General features: G+C 71.0%; 12 protein-coding genes and 1 pseudogene. 4 read left to right on the forward strand and 9 right to left on the reverse strand.

All coding sequences use genetic code 11. The annotated features are described in order from the left end of the window. Nucleotides 1-36: 36 nt before the first annotated feature. The 5 genes from ACFXBC_RS32650 to rpsA form a co-directional block, all read right to left on the reverse strand. A complete protein-coding gene (locus ACFXBC_RS32650; protein ID WP_385032872.1) occupies nt 37-738 on the reverse strand; it encodes a class I SAM-dependent methyltransferase in 702 nt (233 codons plus the stop codon). 58 nt (nt 739-796) lie between these two features. Then, nucleotides 797-1,165 (reverse strand): tetratricopeptide repeat protein, encoded by a 369-nt coding sequence (locus tag ACFXBC_RS32655; RefSeq protein ID WP_385032875.1) that lies wholly within the window; start codon nt 1,163-1,165, stop codon nt 797-799. Between the two features lie 43 nt (nt 1,166-1,208). Then, nucleotides 1,209-1,808 (reverse strand): dephospho-CoA kinase, encoded by a 600-nt coding sequence (gene coaE, locus ACFXBC_RS32660; protein ID WP_385032878.1) that lies wholly within the window; start codon nt 1,806-1,808, stop codon nt 1,209-1,211. A 45-nt stretch (nt 1,809-1,853) separates the two neighbouring features. Then, nucleotides 1,854-2,792 (reverse strand): PAC2 family protein, encoded by a 939-nt coding sequence (locus tag ACFXBC_RS32665; protein WP_385032881.1) that lies wholly within the window; start codon nt 2,790-2,792, stop codon nt 1,854-1,856. 193 nt (nt 2,793-2,985) lie between these two features. Then, nucleotides 2,986-4,500, reverse strand: coding sequence for a 30S ribosomal protein S1 (gene rpsA, locus ACFXBC_RS32670; protein ID WP_164267217.1), 1,515 nt, complete (start codon nt 4,498-4,500; stop codon nt 2,986-2,988). Nucleotides 4,501-4,955: 455 nt separating this feature from the next. On the opposite strand from rpsA, the gene ACFXBC_RS32675 reads away from it, so the two are divergent. Then, nucleotides 4,956-5,795: a class I SAM-dependent methyltransferase gene (locus ACFXBC_RS32675; RefSeq protein ID WP_385032885.1), complete on the forward strand. Its 840-nt coding sequence runs from the start codon at nt 4,956-4,958 to the stop codon at nt 5,793-5,795. Between the two features lie 4 nt (nt 5,796-5,799). Continuing rightward, on the forward strand, nt 5,800-8,451 hold the full coding sequence (locus ACFXBC_RS32680) for an ATP-dependent RNA helicase (protein ID WP_385032888.1): 2,652 nt from the start codon (nt 5,800-5,802) through the stop codon (nt 8,449-8,451). A 40-nt stretch (nt 8,452-8,491) separates the two neighbouring features. Here the strand turns inward: ACFXBC_RS32680 and ACFXBC_RS32685 are convergent, their stop codons facing one another. From ACFXBC_RS32685 to polA, 4 genes and pseudogenes are all read right to left on the reverse strand, one after another. Beyond that, nucleotides 8,492-9,490: a DUF3068 domain-containing protein gene (locus ACFXBC_RS32685; protein ID WP_385032891.1), complete on the reverse strand. Its 999-nt coding sequence runs from the start codon at nt 9,488-9,490 to the stop codon at nt 8,492-8,494. A gap of 34 nt (nt 9,491-9,524) precedes the next feature. After that, entirely contained in the window at nt 9,525-9,665 is a 141-nt protein-coding gene (locus ACFXBC_RS32690; RefSeq protein ID WP_385032894.1) for an SPW_0924 family protein, read from the reverse strand. Nucleotides 9,666-10,155: 490 nt separating this feature from the next. Continuing rightward, nucleotides 10,156-11,256 (reverse strand): annotated as a pseudogene (locus tag ACFXBC_RS32695) (lytic transglycosylase domain-containing protein); the annotation flags it as partial. A gap of 264 nt (nt 11,257-11,520) precedes the next feature. Next, the gene (gene polA / locus ACFXBC_RS32700) at nt 11,521-14,232 is read right to left on the reverse strand and encodes a DNA polymerase I (protein WP_385032897.1); all 2,712 of its coding nucleotides are present in this window, start codon (nt 14,230-14,232) and stop codon (nt 11,521-11,523) included. A gap of 124 nt (nt 14,233-14,356) precedes the next feature. Between polA and ACFXBC_RS32705 the strand changes: the two genes are divergently transcribed. Both ACFXBC_RS32705 and ACFXBC_RS32710 read left to right on the forward strand, forming a co-directional pair. Continuing rightward, complete coding sequence (locus tag ACFXBC_RS32705) at nt 14,357-16,636, forward strand: FdhF/YdeP family oxidoreductase (RefSeq protein ID WP_385032900.1); 2,280 nt, start codon at nt 14,357-14,359, stop codon at nt 16,634-16,636. 95 nt (nt 16,637-16,731) lie between these two features. Next, the gene (locus ACFXBC_RS32710; RefSeq protein WP_385032903.1) at nt 16,732-17,214 is read left to right on the forward strand and encodes a PaaI family thioesterase; all 483 of its coding nucleotides are present in this window, start codon (nt 16,732-16,734) and stop codon (nt 17,212-17,214) included. The last annotated feature ends 233 nt before the right edge of the window (nt 17,215-17,447 follow it).

The following is a 17,447-nucleotide window of genomic DNA, read 5'->3' on the forward strand; positions in this document are numbered from 1 at the left end:
GTCCACGGACGGCCGCCCGCGCCGGGCATCGGCTGTTCACCCTGCGGGCAGCGCCCGGAACCAGGTGCCGTCGTCCGTCAGACAGCTGTCCACGACGAGCCCCGCATCCCCCAGGTGCCGCTCGAACTCCGCTTGGCTCAGCGGGCGCGACAGGAAGGTCTGCGTCCACACCGCGTCGGGATAGACGTACTCGCAGAGCATCGCGTCCACGCCGTCGCCCACCGGGGTCGCGGACTTGATCCGGACCAGTCCGCCCGCGCTGTTGCGCCGCTCCCTCGGTACGTCCGCGTGCCAGTCCAGCCCTTCGCGCTGCACCAGCACGCACCCGTCGTCCTTCACATGCCTGCGACAGGTGCGCAGCAGCCCCTGGCGGACCGCCGGGTCCCCCGCGTGCACCAGGAAGGACGCCAGCATCACCACGTCGTAGGTCTCGCCGGTGTCCAGCTCCTCGATAGGGCTGCAGACCGTGCGGACGCTGTCTATGCCCTCGATCTGTTCCAGCATTCCGGGCGACTCGTCCACCGCGGTGACCGTGAAGCCCCGTTCGGCCAGCGGCCGGGTCACCCGGCCCGCCCCGCTGCCCAGTTCGAGAATGCTCGCTCCGGCCGGAACCGCCGCCGCGACGACATCCGGCTCGTCCCCGACCGGCAGCCGTTTGTACAGCTCGACGGAACACCCATCGGGTGTTCTCGCCCCCGGTCCCGTACCTTCGTACCCCTCACGCATCCGGATGCTCATGCCTGACAGAACGAACGTGCCCCGGCCGTCGTTCCCGCCATGGCCCCGAACTCCCTTCTCACTCCTCGGAGTCGAACCGCGCGGCCCGCAGATACTCCGGCTGCGGATCGAGCGCCGCCGCCAGCCTGAAGTGTCGCCTGGCCTGTTCGGGGCGGCCGGCCCGTTCGAAGGTACGGGCCAGGGCGAAGTGCGCGAAGGCGTTGTCCGGTTCCCGCTCCAGGACCAGCTGGAATTCCAGCTCGGCCGGGCGGAGTTGCGCGGCGGCGAAGAACGACCGGGCACGCAGCAGACGCGCCGCGGTGTTCTCCGGGTGGGCGGCGATGACCTCGTCCAGCAGCTTCACCGCGCCACGCGGGTCGCGGGCATCCAGCAGCTGTTCGGCCGCGCGGTAGTCGATGACATGGGTCTCGGGGGTGCTGTGGGACATCGTTACCGGCCTTTCTCCGTTGTCGTCCGGGCTCTGCGGGACGTCAGTCCCCGGCCCGCGCTGTCAGCTGCTCCCAGACCGAGCGCACCTGTGGCTCCAGTCCGTCCAGCGGTCCGTCGTTGTCGATCACCAGGTCGGCGATCTCGCGGCGCTGCTCCCTGGTGGCCTGGGCGGCCATCCGGGCGCGGGCCTCGGACTCCTGCATTCCGCGCAGCCCCACCAGCCGGTCGAGCTGCGTCTGCGGTGACGCGTCCACCACGACCACCAGGTCGTAGAGGGGGGCGAGCCCGTTCTCGGTCAGCAGCGGTACGTCGTGGATGACGACCGAGTCCGCCTGCGCCAGGCCCTCCAGCTCTGCGGAGCGGGCTCCGACGAGCGGGTGGACGATCGAGTTCAGCGTCGCCAGACGTTCCGGGTCGGCGAAGACGATCGTTCCCAGGGCCGGCCGGTCCAGAGTGCCGTCCGAGGCGAGAACGGACGTGCCGAACGCCTCGACCACAGCTGCGAGACCCGGAGTTCCCGGCTCGACCACCTCGCGGGCGATCCGGTCGGCATCGATCAGGACCGCTCCGTAACTGACAAGCAGCCGGGACACTTCGCTCTTGCCGGCACCGATTCCACCGGTCAATCCCACTTTCAGCATGGCCAGGAGCCTAGGCCCTGCCCAATCGGACCTGCTGCCGGGGCGTCAGACGTCACCTTCGCGCTCCGCGAGAAACCGTTCGAATTCGCGGCCGATCTCGTCCGCAGACGGCAGTTCGACCGCCTCGGCGACCAGGTTGCCCCGGGTCTCCGATCCGGCCAGCGCGTCGTACTGGTGCTCAAGTCCCTGGACCAGAGCGGTCAGTTCCTCGTCGCCCTCGCCGATCTGGCGCTCGATCTCGTCCTGCGTGCGCTGCGCCTCGGTGCGCAGGGCGTGCGCGACGCTCGGCAGTACGAGTCCGGTCGCCGCGGTGACGGCCTCCAGGGCGGTCAGTGCCGCGTCCGGGTACGAGGAGCGTGCGACGTAGTGCGGAACATGGGCGGCGACCCCGAGCACATCGTGCCCCGACTGCGCGAGCCGGTACTCCACCAGCGCCTCCGCGCTGCCGGGCACCTGCGCCTCGTCGAACGGCGACTTGTGTCCGGGCATCAGGTCCGTGCGGTTGCCGTGCGGGGTGATGCCCACCGGGCGGGTGTGCGGGACGCCCATCGGGATTCCGTGGAAGTTCACCGAGAGACGCACGCCGAGACGGTCGACGATCTGCTCGACCGCGGCCGCGAACCGCTCCCACTCGACGTCGGGCTCGGGGCCCGAGAGCAGCAGGAAGGGTGCGCCCGTGGCGTCCTGGACCAGGCGCACTTCGAGCGCCGGGGTCTCGTAGTCGGCCCACTGGTCGCGCTTGAAGGTCAGCAGGGGGCGGCGCGCGCGGTAGTCCACGAGCCGGTCGTGGTCGAAACGGGCGACCGGCTGGTGGGGCAGCGTGTCCAGCAGCCCCTCGACGATCTGGTCACCGGTCTCACCCGCGTCGATGTACCCGTCGAAGTGGTAGAGCATGACAAGTCCGGCCGACTCCTGGCCCAGCGCCACATCGACGACTGCCAGGCCCTTCGGCTCCCATGCGTACAAATCTTGCGGATCAAGCACGATTACCGCTCCTCCTCGTGTTCACCGGGGAGAACGTCCCGTACCGGCCGCGCATTCCCCGCCGTCACGTCTTCACAGGCGACAGCCCCGCCCGTGGGGACCACCCGTGTGTCCGGGCCCGGACATGAGTGAGGCCCGCCCCCCGGAGGGAACGGGCCTCGACCTCAGCTACTCACCAGCTGGGACCTGAGCGTCAGCTCTGGCCACCGGCCAGCTTCTCGCGCAGGGCCGCCAGGGCCTCGTCCGACGCCAGGGCGCCGGAGTTGTCGTCCGACTCCGAGGAGTACGAACCGCCCGAGGCACCCGCACCGGCGTTGCCACCGCTGGCAGCGGCCGGAGCGGCAGCACCCTCGGCAGCAGCGGCCTCGTCGGCCTCGCGGCTCTTGATGACCTGGGCCTGGTGCTGCTCGAAGCGCGCCTGCGCCTCGGCGTACTGGCCCTCCCAGGCCTCGCGCTGGGTGTCGAAGCCCTCGAGCCAGTCGTTGGTCTCGGGGTCGAAGCCCTCGGGGTAGATGTAGTTCCCCTGGTCGTCGTACGACGCGGCCATGCCGTACAGCGTCGGGTCGAACTCGACCGAGGCCGGGTCCGAACCGAAGGACTCGTTGGCCTGCTTCAGCGAGAGGCTGATGCGGCGGCGCTCAAGGTCGATGTCGATGACCTTGACGAAGATCTCGTCGTTGACCTGGACGACCTGCTCCGGGATCTCCACGTGGCGCTCGGCCAGCTCGGAGATGTGGACCAGGCCCTCGATGCCCTCGTCGACGCGCACGAACGCACCGAACGGAACGAGCTTCGTGACCTTGCCCGGGACGACCTGACCGATCTGGTGCGTACGGGCGAACTGCTGCCACGGGTCTTCCTGCGTGGCCTTGAGCGACAGGGAGACGCGCTCGCGGTCCATGTCCACGTCGAGAACCTCGACGGTGACCTCCTGGCCGACCTCGACAACCTCGGAGGGGTGGTCGATGTGCTTCCAGGAGAGCTCGGAGACGTGCACGAGACCGTCGACGCCACCCAGGTCCACGAAGGCACCGAAGTTGACGATCGAGGAGACGACGCCGGAGCGGACCTGACCCTTCTGCAGGGTCGTGAGGAACGTCTGGCGCACCTCGGACTGGGTCTGCTCAAGCCAGGCACGGCGGGACAGGACCACGTTGTTGCGGTTCTTGTCCAGCTCGATGATCTTGGCCTCGAGCTCCTTGCCCACGTAGGGCTGGAGGTCGCGGACACGACGCATCTCGACCAGGGAGGCCGGCAGGAAGCCACGGAGGCCGATGTCGAGGATGAGACCACCCTTGACGACCTCGATGACGGTGCCGGTGACGATCCCGTCTTCTTCCTTGATCTTCTCGATGGTGCCCCAGGCACGCTCGTACTGAGCGCGCTTCTTCGAGAGGATCAGGCGGCCTTCCTTGTCCTCCTTCTGGAGAACCAGGGCCTCGATCTCGTCGCCGACCTTGACGACCTCGTTGGGGTCGACGTCGTGCTTGATCGAGAGCTCGCGGCTCGGGATGACGCCTTCGGTCTTGTAACCGATGTCGAGGAGGACCTCGTCCCGGTCAACCTTGACGATGACGCCGTCAACGATGTCGCCATCGTTGAAGTACTTGATCGTCTCGTCGATGGCCGCGAGGAACGCGTCCGCGTCGCCGATGTCGTTGACCGCAACCTGCGGCGTGGTGGCGGTGGTCTCGGTGCTGCTCGTCATGTGGGAAAGGGCTCCGGTACGGACATTGAAGTCGTAGGTACTGCTACGCCGGGAGCCCGTATCGCCTCTGCAGACGCCGGACAGCCCAGGAAGCGCCGATCCGGGTATTCCGTGCTCGTTGCCGAACACATCGGTGGCGCCTCGATAACCGAGGGGACATGCAACAGATGCAAGCGCAGCCTGCTAGGTCTGAGGAGCGCAGGCTCGCAGCGCAACTTGTAGCATACGGGGGCAGCCGGACACGGTCAATGCGCGAAGGCGCACACCCGGGGCGGATCGCACCAATCCCGGCACAACTTCAGTCGCACGAGGCCACATCGGCTCCGCCCGGTCCGGCGCCGCGTTCTCCGGTGCCACCGGGCCTGCGCCGCCGACCGCCACCGCCCAGCGGATCACCACCGCCGATCACCACCGCCGATGACCGCCTGCCGGTACCGACGATACAGACTGGCACGATGAGCGAAGAGTACGAGTACGAGCCCGAGGCGACACGCCGTGACGCCGGGGACACCGAGAGCAGCCGGGCCAACCGGGGCTGGTGGGACCGCAATGCGGACGAGTACCAGACCGAGCACGGCTCCTTCCTGGGCGACGACCGTTTCGTCTGGGGGCCCGAGGGCCTCGACGAGGTGGAGGCGGAGCTGCTCGGGCCCGCTGAGGAGCTGAAGGGGCTGGACGTACTGGAGATCGGCGCCGGAGCCGCCCAGTGCTCGCGCTGGCTGGCCGCCCAGGGCGCCCGCCCGGTGGCCCTGGACGTCTCCCACCGCCAGCTCCAGCACGCGCTGCGGATCGGCGAGAACAGGCCGGGTGCGGCCTCGGTCCCGCTGGTGGCGGCGGACGCCTCGGTGCTGCCGTTCCGCGACGGCTCCTTCGACCTGGCCTGTTCCGCGTACGGCGCCGTGCCGTTCGTCGCCGACCCGGTGAAGGTGTTCCGGGAGGTGCACCGGGTGCTGCGGCCCGGCGGCCGGTGGGTCTTCTCGGTCACGCACCCCATCCGCTGGGCGTTCCCCGACGAGCCGGGCCCCGAGGGCCTCACCGCCACGTCCTCCTACTTCGACCGCACCCCGTACGTCGAACAGGACGAGCGGGGCAACGCGGTCTACGTCGAGCACCACCGCACCCTCGGCGACCGGGTCCAGGACGTGCTGGCGGGCGGGTTCCGGCTGACCGGTCTGGTCGAGCCGCAGTGGCCCGAGTGGAACACATCGGAGTGGGGCGGCTGGTCCCCGTTGCGGGGGAGGCTGATCCCCGGCTCGGCGATTTTCGTCTGCGTGCGGGACGACGTACGAGACTGACGGGGTGATCCGTACCGGCGCGCTCGACGTGCTTCCCGTCCGTACCGCCGTGCCCGCGCTTGAGCGGGCGCTCGACGCGCGCGGCGCCGCCGTGCTCTGCGCGCCGCCCGGCACCGGCAAGACCACGCTGGTCCCGCTGGTGCTGGCCGGGCTCGTCGGCGGGGCGGCCGGGGGCGGTCCGGTGCGGAAAGTGATCGTCGCCGAGCCGCGCCGGATCGCCGCGCGGGCCGCCGCCCGGCGGATGGCGTGGCTGCTCGGTGAGCGGACCGGCGAGCGGGTCGGCTTCACGGTGCGCGGTGAGCGGGCGGTGGGACCCGGCACGGTGGTGGAGGTCGTCACCACCGGGGTGCTGCTCCAGCGCCTCCAACGTGACCAGGAGCTGGCCGGGGTGGATGTGGTGATGCTCGACGAGTGCCATGAGCGCCACCTCGACGCGGACACCGTCGCCGCCTTCCTCCTCGATGTACGGGCCGCACTCCGCCCGGAGCTGCGTCTGGTGGCGGCTTCGGCGACGACCGACGCCGAGGGGTGGGCGCGGCTGCTCGGGGACGCCCCGGTGGTGGTGGCGCACGGTGTCTCCCATCCGGTGGAGACGGTGTGGGCGCCGCCCGCCCGGCCGGTGCGGCCGCCGCACGGGATGCGCGTCGACCCCGCGCTGCTCACGCATGTCGCCTCGGTCATCGGGCGAGCGCTGGCCGAGCGGACCGGCGATGTGCTCTGTTTCCTGCCGGGCGTCGGTGAGATCACCAGGGTGGCGGGGCAGTTGGCGGGCCGGCTGCCGGACCGGGACGTCGAGGTGCTCCAGGTGCACGGGCGTGCGCCGGCCGCCGTGCAGGACGCGGTGCTCGCCGGTTCGTCCGGCCGCCGGGTGGTGCTCGCGACCTCGGTGGCCGAGTCGTCCCTGACGGTGCCGGGGGTGCGGGTGGTGGTGGACGCCGGTCTGGCGCGCGAGCCGCGCACCGACCATGCGCGCGGGCTGAGCGCGCTCACGACCGTACGGGTCTCGCAGGCCGCGTCGCGTCAGCGCGCGGGACGGGCCGGCCGGGAGGCGCCCGGCACCGTCTACCGCTGCTGGACGGAGGCCGAGGACATCCGGCTCACCCGCTTCCCCTCCCCCGAGATCAAGGTCGCGGATCTGGCCGCCTTCGCCCTCCAGGCGGCCTGCTGGGGCGATCCGTCGGCCGGGGGTCTCGCCCTGCTCGACCCACCGCCCGCCGGAGCGATGGGCGCGGCGCGCGAGGTGCTGGCGGCGGTCGGCGCGGTGGACGGGGACGGCCGGGCCACCGGCCGGGGCGTACGGATGGCACGGCTCGGGCTGCACCCCCGGCTCGCGCGGGCGCTCCTCGACGGCGCGCACGAGGTCGGCGCACGCCGGGCGGCGGAGGTGGTGGCGCTGCTCAGCGAGGAGCCGCCCAGGGAGTACGGGGACGATCTCGCCGCCGCCTGGCGGGCCGCACGCACGGGCGGCGACGGCTATGCGGCCCGCTGGCGCCAGGAGGTCCGCAGGCTCGCCTCGGGGGTGGACGGCGTACGGGCGGAACCGGGTGCGCGGGGCGGAGGCGGTGAACGGGGTGCGCGGGGCGGCGGCGTCGGCAGCGCCGACGGAGGCGGACACGGTGGCGGGCATGGAGGCGGGCACAAGAGCGGTCGGGACAGCGGTCGGGGCACCGTTCCGGTCAGCGATGACGCCGTGGCGGGGCTGGTGGCCGCTCTCGCCTTCCCCGAGCGGGTGGCACGGGCCAGGGGCGAGGGAGCGTTCCTGATGGTGTCGGGGACCGGGGCGGAGACGGCGGCCGGGTCCCGGCTGCGCGGTGCGCCGTGGATCGCGGTCGCGGTGGCGGACCGTCCGGCGACCGCCGCATCGGCACGGGTACGGCTGGCCGCCGTCATCGACGAGGACACCGCGCGGCTGGCGGCGGGACATCTGCTCGGTACCGCCGACGAGGTCCACTGGGCGGACGGCGAGGTAGTGGCCCGGCGGGTGGAGCGGCTGGGCGCGGTCGAGCTGACGGTACGGGCACTGAAGAGCCCGCCGCCCGCTCTCGTACGGGAGGCCCTGCTCGACGGGCTGGGGCGGGAGGGGACCGGGCTGCTGCGCTGGACCCCGCACGCACGGGAGTTGCGGCAGCGGCTGGCCTTTCTGCACCGGGAGGTGGGCGGCGGCTGGCCGGATGTGTCGGACGAGGCGTTGATGGCACGTGCCGGGGAGTGGCTGGAGCCCGAGCTGTCCAGGGCCCGGCGGCGCAGCGATCTGGCGCGGATCGAGGCCGGACAGGCGCTGGGCAGGCTGCTGCCCTGGGCGACCGGTGAGGCGGCGCGGCTGGACGAGCTGGCGCCCGAGCGGTACGAGGTGCCGAGCGGGTCCCGGGTCCGGCTGGACTACGGCGGGGCGCAGCCGGTGCTCGCGGTGAAGCTCCAGGAGATGTTCGGCCTCACCGAGACCCCGAGGGTGGCGGGTGTGCCGGTCCTGGTGCATCTGCTCTCCCCGGCCGGGCGCCCCGCCGCCGTGACGGCCGATCTGGCGTCGTTCTGGCGGGAGGGGTACCGGTCGGTGCGGGCGGAGCTGCGCGGACGCTACCCCCGCCACCCGTGGCCGGAGGACCCTTCGGACGCCGCGCCGACCCGGTACACGAAGGCACGCCAGAACCGGGGGTAGGAGTTCTGGTTGCCGGAGCCCGCCGGATCTCCTGCCGGTTTCAGGCGATGACCGGCTCCGGGTCGGGCAGCCGGGCGTCCGGGCGGTCCGGCTCTCCCGGCCTGCGGCTGCGCGCCTCCAGCCAGAGTGCGAGGGCGAGCAGGCAGATACCGAGGCCCAGGAAGCCCCAGGGCAGATACGAGGTGAGCAGCAGCACGAGCAGCCGGTTCGATTTGACCAGGCCGACCGTGTAGTTGACGTAGTCGGGGCGCATCTTCACATCGCCGGCGAAGGCGGTGACCTTGGCCCGGCCCCCCAGCAGGGTGCCGCCGCGCAGCTCCTCCTTGTGGATCTCCTCACCGTTGACCGGGGCTCCGGTGACGGGGTCGACCCAGAACATCCGCTTGGTGGAGTACCAGCGGGTGGTGCCGGTCTTGGCGACGGATTCCGGGGTGATGCCCTTGACCGGCATCTTCTTGGGCAGCGACACCTTGGTCCAGGGGATGGTCTGCTCGAAGTAGTAGACGTCCAGGCCGTGGAACTTGACCGTGCCCTTGTAGTGGATCGGGGACGAGGTGCGGGTCTGCGCGTCGAAGTACTCGTAGTCGCGCTTCTGGGTGAGGAAGGGCCACTTGAACTCGATGCCCTCGCGGCTGACCGGGACGCCGTCGACCATCTCGCCGGTCGCGTGGACCGGGGCCTGGCTGTGCGCGTCGAAGATGTAGCGCTCGGGGATCTCGGAGACCATCTTGCCGTCCGGTCCCGCGACATAGGACAGGGAGTCCCAGACGACGACGTCGCGTCCCGCGCTCTGTTCGATGCGGTTGGACTCGGCCACATTGCCCCGGAGGGTCTGCACGATGGTGACCTGGGGGACCTTCTTGGCCTGCATGGTGCCGTAGTCGAGGAGGGTCGCGGGCTTCGCCTGGAGGACTTCCTCCTGGTACTGGTTGGCCGGGATCTTCGCCAGCCGGGGGAAGGCGTACCAGCGCAGCAGCGGGGACATGGCGGCGCAGAAGACCGCGAAGGCGAGCAGCACCAGACTGGCTTTACGGCGCATGGCCGTCCTCCTACTGGATCTTGGGCCTACTGGCTTACTGGCTCTTGGGGCCTGGGACGGTGGTGAGCAGCGGTTTGGGCGAGGTCCTGCCGGTGGGTGAGCCGACCGCCGTGATGGTGAGGACGAGGGCGAAGGCCACGGCCAGCCCGATGGCGGCGGCGACGAGGGCGCGCATGCACGGCCTCCTACGTGATCTGATACATCGTCAGGGATGGGGCACCGTAGCAACGGGGCGGCGAGATGAGAACACGTTGCGCGGACCTGTTGCGTGACCGCGCCGGGTACGACGGCGACGGCCCTGGCCACCCAGGGCGGACCGGCACACGGCTGAGCCCGGCCGCACACCGCTTCCGGGTGTACGGCCGGGCTCAGCGGCTCGGCTTCGGGACCGGGGCTTCAGGACCGGGCTTCAGAGAGGGGAGTTCGGGGGGCAGGAGCTCGGGGCCGGAAGTCCAGGACTGGAGTTCTGGACTGGAGTTCTGGACTGGAGTTCTGGACTGGGAGTTCAGCGCCCTGGGTCAGCCGGTCGCGCAGGGGGTCGGGGTGCTCCCGCTCGGGGACGGCGAGGGAGAGGGCGAACCGCTCGCGCTGCCTGAGGGGGACGGGGTGGGCGTGGGCGACGGTGAGGGGCGGGCCGAGCCCGAGGGGGAAGGCGAAGGGCTCGCGCTGTCCGACGGTGAGGGCGAGGGCGTCGGGCAGCCGGATCCGCTCGGCGTGGGCGACGGCGAACCGCTGGGGCTGCCCGAAGGGCTCGGCGAGGGCTTGCCGCTCTTGCCGGGGCTGGGGCTGGCGCTCGGGACGGAGATGGTCCCGGTGCCGGACTTCGTCGGCCTGGGGCTGGGCCTGGACACCTTGGACGGGAACGGGGACGGCGTCTTCCCGGGGTGGGACGAAGTGCCGCCCATACCGGGAACGCTGCTGTTGTCGCCTCCGGCTCCCTGGTTGTCGGGGCCGGTACCGGTCGGCAGTACGCCCGTGCCGTCCGGGACGTCGTGGACGCCCTTCTTGTAGAACTCGAACCAGGACAGGACCGTACTCAGATACTCCTGCGAGTGGTTGTAGCCCAGGATCGCCTGGTCGAGATCGTGCTGCACGGCGACGTCCCGGCCGTCGGCGCAGAGGTAGCGGCCGGTGGCGAGCGACGCGTCGAAGATGTTGTTGGGGTCCTTCTTGCCGTCGCCGTTCCCGTCCTGGCCCCAGGTGGCCCAGGTGGAGGGGATGAACTGCATCGGGCCCACCGCACGGTCGTGCGTCGCGTCACCGTCGTACTCGCCGTTGTCCGTGTCGGAGATGTCGGCGAAGCCCGCGCCGTTGAGCACCGGTCCCAGGATCGGGCTGAGCGTGGTGCCTTCGGAGTCGACCCGCCCGCCGCGTGCCTGGCCCGACTCGACCTTGCCGATCGCCGCGAGCAGTTGCCACGGCAGATGGCAGCCGGGGTCGGTTCCTGCCACGCGCTGCTCCGCCTTCCGGTAGGCGGCGAGCACCGAGGCCGGTATGCCCGCCGCGGCAGCTCCGGTCGGAGTGGTGGCGGGAGGTGCCGGCTTGGCGGGGGTGTTCAGTGGCGGGAGGTCGGTGAAGTACGGGGAGTCACCGCTCACCGGGGTGCCGGAAGGTGGCGTCGCGTCAGCGGCCTGCCGACTGCTCTCCGGGGACTGGCTGCCCATGGCGTCAGGCGCCTGTGAAGCGGTCATCGCCGCCACCGCCAGCGCGGCCACCGTGGTCGCCGTCGCCCCCTTGCGCAACCGGCTGCTGAAGTGCGGTGCCATAGGTGTGGTCCCTCCCCGTCGACTGATCGCGCTCCCCAGCGCGGGACTCCGGCGACATTACGACAACTGCCGTCCCCGTGACACCGGTCACTGACCGTTTTCACCGTTTCTTCAGTTACGGTCCGTCCGGCGTCTTTCTGCGGCGGCGGGCGGAGCGGAGCCCGTCCGGACTCTCCTGGAATCCGGACCGGGCCCGCCCCGAGCACCGCGTCGCGAGACCGCGCCGGGGCACCGCGTCGTCGCGAGACCGCCCCGGGCCCGGGGTCAGTGCGCGGCGGACTCCCAGTCCGCGCCGACGCCCACCGACACATCAAGGGGAGCGCGCAGTTGGGCTGCGGCGGCCATCTCCCGGCGGAGGATCTCCTCCACCTGCTTGCGCTCCCCCGCGGCGATCTCCAGCACGATTTCGTCGTGCACCTGGAGCAGCATCCGCGAGGAGAGCCCGGCCTCGGTCAGCGCGCGGTCGACCTTCAGCATCGCGACCTTGACGATGTCCGCCGCCGTGCCCTGGATGGGGGCGTTGAGCGCCATCCGCTCGGCCATCTCACGGCGCTGCCGGTTGTCGCTGTTGAGATCGGGCAGGTAGCGGCGGCGTCCCAGCATCGTCTCGGTGTATCCGGTGGCGCGTGCTTCCTCGACGACGCGCTGCAGATAGTCCCGCACCCCGCCGAACCGCTCGAAGAAGGTGTCCATCAGCCCGCGCGCCTCGCCGGCCTCGATGTTCAGCTGCTGGGAGAGGCCGAACGCCGAGAGCCCGTAGGCCAGTCCGTACGACATCGCCTTGATCTTGCGCCGCATCTCCGGGTCGACAGCGGTCTTCTCCACCCCGAACACCTGGGAGGCGACCGTGGTGTGCAGGTCCTCGCCGGAGGTGAACGCCTCGATCAGCCCGGCGTCCTCCGACAGATGCGCCATCACCCGCAGTTCGATCTGGCTGTAGTCGGCCGTCATCAGGGATTCGTACCCCTCGCCGACGACGAAGCCGCGGCGGATTGCCCGGCCCTCGTCCGTACGCACCGGGATGTTCTGCAGGTTGGGGTCGGTGGACGACAGCCGTCCGGTCGCCGCCACCGTCTGGTTGAAGGTGGTGTGGATCCGGCCGTCCGCGGCCACCATCTTGATCAGGCCCTCGACGGTCACCCGCAGCTTGGCCTGCTCCCGGTGGCGCAGCATGATCACCGGCAGCTCGTGCTCGGTCTGCGCCGCCAGCCAGGCCAGTGCGTCCGCGTCCGTCGTGTACCCGGTCTTGGTCTTCTTCGTCCTGGGCAGTCCGAGCTCGGCGAAGAAGACCTCCTGCAGCTGCTTGGGCGAGCCCAGGTTGAACTCGTGTCCGACCGCCGCGTGCGCCTCCTTCACGGCCTGCTGCACCGCTCCGGCGAACTGCTGCTCCATCCCCTCCAGATGCGCGCGGTCGGCGGCGATGCCGTGTCGCTCCATCCGGGCCAGCAGGGCCGATGTGGGCAGCTCCACATCGTGCAGCAGCCCGGCGGCGCCCACCTCTTCGAGCCGTGTGCCGAACGCATCGCCGAGGTCCAGCACCGCGCGGGCCTGGGTCATCAGCGACTCGGCCTCGGCCTGCTCGTCCGTACCGAAGGCGAGCTGGCCGTCGGCGGAGGCCGCCGGGGCGAGCTCGCGGCCGAGATACTCCACGGCCAGCGGCTCCAGCGCGAAGGAGCGCCGGCCGGGCTTCACCAGATAGGCGGCGAGCGCGGTGTCCATGGCGACGCCGCCGACGCTCCATCCGTGCTCGGGGAAGACCCGCATCGCGTTCTTGGCGTTGTGCAGGACCTTGGGGCGCTCCGGGTCGGCGATCCAGGCGGCGAAGGCCTGCTCGTCGGCCTCGTCCAGCTGGGTCGTGTCGAACCAGGCGGCAGGCCCGTCCGCCGCGGCCAGCGCGATCTCGCGGACATTGCCGGTGCCCAGCGCCCAGCTCTCGACGGTGGCCACGCCCAGCGGTTGTCCGCCGTGCTCGGCCAGCCAGGGGGCCAGCTCCCCGGAGGCCAGCACCGAGCCGTCCAGCTCCACTCCGGCGGCCGGGGCTGCAGGGGCCTCGTCCGCCGCACCCGGGTCGACGGCAAGCAGCCGCTCACGGAGGCTCGCGTTCCGGATCTCCAGTACATCCAGTACGTTCGCGAACGCCTCCCGGTCGTACGCGGCGCGCACCAGGTCCGCCGGGCCCTTCGGCAGCTCGACGTCGCGGACCATCTCGGTGAGCCGGCGGTTGAGCCGCACGGACTCCAGGTGGTCGCGGAAATTCTGCCCGGCCTTGCCCTTGACCTCGTCGGCGCGCTCCACGAGCTGGGCGAACGAACCGAACTGGTTGATCCACTTCGCGGCGGTCTTCTCGCCGACGCCGGGGATGCCCGGAAGGTTGTCCGACGGATCGCCGCGCAGCGCCGCGAAGTCCGGATACTGCTGCGGGGTCAGTCCGTACTTCTCCTCGACCTTCTCCGGTGTGAAGCGGGTCAGCTCGGAGACGCCCTTGGTCGGGTACAGCACGGTGACGTGGTCGCTGATCAGCTGGAAGGAGTCACGGTCACCGGTGACGATCAGCACCTCGAAACCGGCGGCCTCGGCCTGGGTCGCCAGGGTCGCGATGACGTCGTCCGCCTCGAAGCCCTCGATCGCGAAGCGGTCCACCCGCATCGTGTCCAGCACCTCGCCGATCAGCTCGACCTGGCCCTTGAACTCGTCGGGGGTCTTCGAACGGTTCGCCTTGTACTCGGGGAACTCGTCCGCACGCCAGGTCTTGCGGGAGACGTCGAACGCCACGGCGAAGTGGGTGGGTGCCTCATCACGCAACGTGTTCGCCAGCATCGACGCGAAGCCGTAGACGGCGTTCGTCGTCTGACCGCTCGCGGTCGTGAAATTCTCCGCGGGCAGCGCGAAGAACGCACGGTACGCCAGGGAGTGCCCGTCCATGAGGAGCAGGCGGGGGCGGGTGTCTGCGGTCTGCTTCGATGCTGTCTTTGCCACGGGTCCGATCCTGCCACGGAGCACTGACAATCCAGACCTCCGGACACCTCGCCTCAGCCGCTGTCGGTGCCACGTGACAGGATCGGATACGTACGAAGGATCCGCCCGCTCGAAGGGGAGCGCCATGGCTGCCAAGCCGCCCGCAGGTGACCCGGTCCAGGACGCGCCGCAGGTCGCGGCCCCGAAGCACGCTGCCGCCGGCCTGCCCGCCATCCGTCACACCCTGCAGATCGCGCAGCAGCAGATGGGCGTGGTGCGGACCGCGAGGACCCTGCTCAAGGTCAATCAGAAGGACGGTTTCGACTGCCCCGGCTGCGCCTGGCCGGAGGGCGAGAAGCGGCATACCGCCGAGTTCTGCGAGAACGGCGCCAAGGCCGTCGCCGAGGAGGCGACACTGCGTCGGGTCACGCCCGCCTTCTTCGCCGCGCACCCCGTCGCCGACCTCGCATCGCGCAGCGGCTACTGGCTGGGACAGCAGGGCAGGATCACCGAGCCGATGCTTCTGCCCGAGGGCGGCGAGCGCTATGAGCCGGTCAGCTGGGAGCGCGCCTTCGAGATCATCGCCGATGAGCTGCGCGCCCTGGAATCGCCCGACGAAGCGCTCTTCTACACCTCGGGCCGTACCAGCAACGAAGCGGCGTTCCTGCTCCAGCTCTTCGCCCGCGCCTACGGCACCAACAACCTGCCCGACTGCTCCAACATGTGCCACGAGTCGTCCGGCTCGGCGCTCTCGGAGACCATCGGGATCGGCAAGGGCAGTGTCTCCCTGGACGACATGCACCAGGCGGACCTGATCATCGTGGCCGGGCAGAATCCGGGTACCAACCACCCGCGGATGCTCTCCGCCCTGGAGAAGGCCAAGGCCGCGGGCGCGAAGATCATCTCGGTGAATCCGCTGCCCGAGGCGGGGCTCGAACGGTTCAAGAACCCGCAGACCCCGCAGGGCATGCTGAGGGGTGCGGCCCTCACCGATCTCTTCCTGCAGATCCGCATCGGCGGCGACCAGGCGCTCTTCCGCCTCCTGAACAAGCTGATCATCGAGACGGATGGCGCGACCGACGAGCTCTTCGTACGCGAACACACCCATGGGTACGAGGAGTTCGCCGCCGCGGCGCGCGCCACGGAGTGGGACGCGACGCTCACCGCCACCGGTCTCTCCCGCGCGGACATCGAGCAGGCCCTCGCGCTGATCCTCGCGTCGAAGCGGACCATCGTCTGCTGGGCCATGGGCCTCACCCAGCACAAGCACTCGGTGCCGACCATCCGTGAGGTGGTCAACATGCTGCTGCTGCGCGGGAACATCGGCCGCCCCGGCGCCGGCGTCTGCCCCGTGCGCGGGCACTCCAACGTCCAGGGCGACCGCACCATGGGCATCTTCGAGCGGCCCGCCCCCGAGTTCCTCGACGCCCTGGACAAGGAATTCGGCATCACCTCGCCCCGCCACCACGGCTACGACGTCGTGCGCGCCATCGAGGCGCTGCGCGACGGCCGGGCCAAGGTCTTCTTCGCCATGGGCGGGAATTTCGTCGGCGCGACACCCGACACCGAGGTCACCGAGGCGGCGATGCGCCGCGCCTCCCTCACCGTGCATGTGTCGACCAAGCTGAACCGCTCGCACGCCGTCACCGGTGCCCGCGCGCTGATCCTCCCCACCCTGGGCCGCACCGACAAGGACGTCCAGGCGAGCGGAAAGCAGTTCGTGACGGTCGAGGACTCCATGGGGATGGTCCACGCCTCCCGCGGCAACCTCGCCCCGGCCGGCCCGCGCCTTCTCTCCGAGCCGGCCATCGTCGCCCGGATGGCACGTGCGGTCCTGGGCGCCGGATCCGCTATCGGCTGGGAGGAGTTCGAGAGGGACTACGCCACGATCCGGGACCGGATCTCGCGCGTCGTCCCCGGCTTCGAGGACTTCAACACCCGTATCGCGGCCCCGGCCGGCTTCGCCCTCCCGCACGCCCCGCGCGACGAGCGCCGCTTCCCCACCGCCACCGGCAAGGCGAACTTCACCGCGGCCCCCGTCGAGTACCCGGAGCTCCCCCCGGGCCGGCTGCTGCTGCAGACCATGCGCTCGCACGACCAGTACAACACCACGATCTACGGCCTCGACGACCGGTACCGCGGCATCAAGGGCGGCCGCCGCGTCGTCCTGGTCAACCCGGACGACGCGCGTGAACTCGGCCTCGCCGAAGGCTCGTACACCGATCTGGTCAGCGAGTGGAAGGACGGTGTCGAGCGGCGCGCCCCCGGCTTCCGGGTGGTGCTCTACCCGACCGCACGCGGCTGCGCCGCCGCGTACTACCCGGAGACGAACGTCCTGGTCCCGCTGGACGCGACCGCCGACGTCAGCAACACCCCCGTGAGCAAGTCCGTAGTGGTCCGTCTGGAAGAATCCGGCACGGCCTGAGCGTTTGCTCAGGCCGCCGGGGGGCGGACCCGCCAGCGGGGTCCGCGCCGGGCACCCGGCGCAGCAGCAGCCACGACGATCGGAGCCGGACCACCATGGGCGAGCAGACCACCGTGAAGTTCCCTCAAGAGGTCATCGACGCGTACGCGGCGCTCGGTGTGGACCTCCCCGGGCTGTTCTCCGCCGGTGATCTCGGCCGGCGGATGGATGTGCGGGTCGTCGAGGCCTCCGCCGACCGCGTGGTCGGCACCATGCCGGTCGAGGGCAACACCCAGCCGTACGGTCTGCTGCACGGCGGCGCGTCCGCCGTCCTGGCCGAGACCCTCGGCTCCGTCGGCTCGATGCTGCACGGCGGTCCGTCCAAGCTCGCCGTCGGCGTCGACCTCAACTGCACCCACCACCGCGGCGCCCGCAGCGGGCTGGTCACCGGGGTCGCCACCCCGGTCCACCGCGGCCGCTCCACCGCGACATACGAGATCGTCATCACCGACGAGCAGGACAGGCGGGTCTGCACGGCCCGGCTCACCTGTCTGCTGCGCGACGCCCCAGGGGCAGCTTCCGGCGGCTCCGCCGGCTGACCCGCACGCCCGGCGCCCGCCCGTACCTCCGGCACTCGGATCCCCAGCGGCGCCGGCCGGACTCCGCACCTCCCGGCTGTCGGATCCCCGACGGCCCCCGGCGGCCCCGGTCGGCCCCCAGCGGCCTGATCCGTCACTCACGACGTGGCCGTTGCACTTTCACGTAACGCTGCGTCATACGGACGCAACGAATGAGCGTGCCCGTGACCCTCTCCGCGAAGCCGCCGCCGGAC

This window comes from Streptomyces sp. NPDC059398, assembly GCF_042751845.1.
Classification (GTDB): domain Bacteria; phylum Actinomycetota; class Actinomycetes; order Streptomycetales; family Streptomycetaceae; genus Streptomyces.

Excerpts from the sequence above, each read along its gene's own strand:
- ACFXBC_RS32650 (WP_385032872.1), bottom strand. The coding sequence starts at position 738 with ATGAGCATCCGGATGCGTGAGGGGTACGAAGGTACGGGACCGGGGGCG.
- ACFXBC_RS32655 (WP_385032875.1), bottom strand. The coding sequence starts at position 1,165 with ATGTCCCACAGCACCCCCGAGACCCATGTCATCGACTACCGCGCGGCC.
- coaE (WP_385032878.1), bottom strand. The coding sequence starts at position 1,808 with ATGCTGAAAGTGGGATTGACCGGTGGAATCGGTGCCGGCAAGAGCGAA.
- rpsA (WP_164267217.1), bottom strand. The coding sequence starts at position 4,500 with ATGACGAGCAGCACCGAGACCACCGCCACCACGCCGCAGGTTGCGGTC.
- ACFXBC_RS32675 (WP_385032885.1), top strand. The coding sequence starts at position 4,956 with ATGAGCGAAGAGTACGAGTACGAGCCCGAGGCGACACGCCGTGACGCC.
- ACFXBC_RS32685 (WP_385032891.1), bottom strand. The coding sequence starts at position 9,490 with ATGCGCCGTAAAGCCAGTCTGGTGCTGCTCGCCTTCGCGGTCTTCTGC.
- ACFXBC_RS32690 (WP_385032894.1), bottom strand. The coding sequence starts at position 9,665 with ATGCGCGCCCTCGTCGCCGCCGCCATCGGGCTGGCCGTGGCCTTCGCC.
- ACFXBC_RS32705 (WP_385032900.1), top strand. The coding sequence starts at position 14,357 with ATGGCTGCCAAGCCGCCCGCAGGTGACCCGGTCCAGGACGCGCCGCAG.
- ACFXBC_RS32710 (WP_385032903.1), top strand. The coding sequence starts at position 16,732 with ATGGGCGAGCAGACCACCGTGAAGTTCCCTCAAGAGGTCATCGACGCG.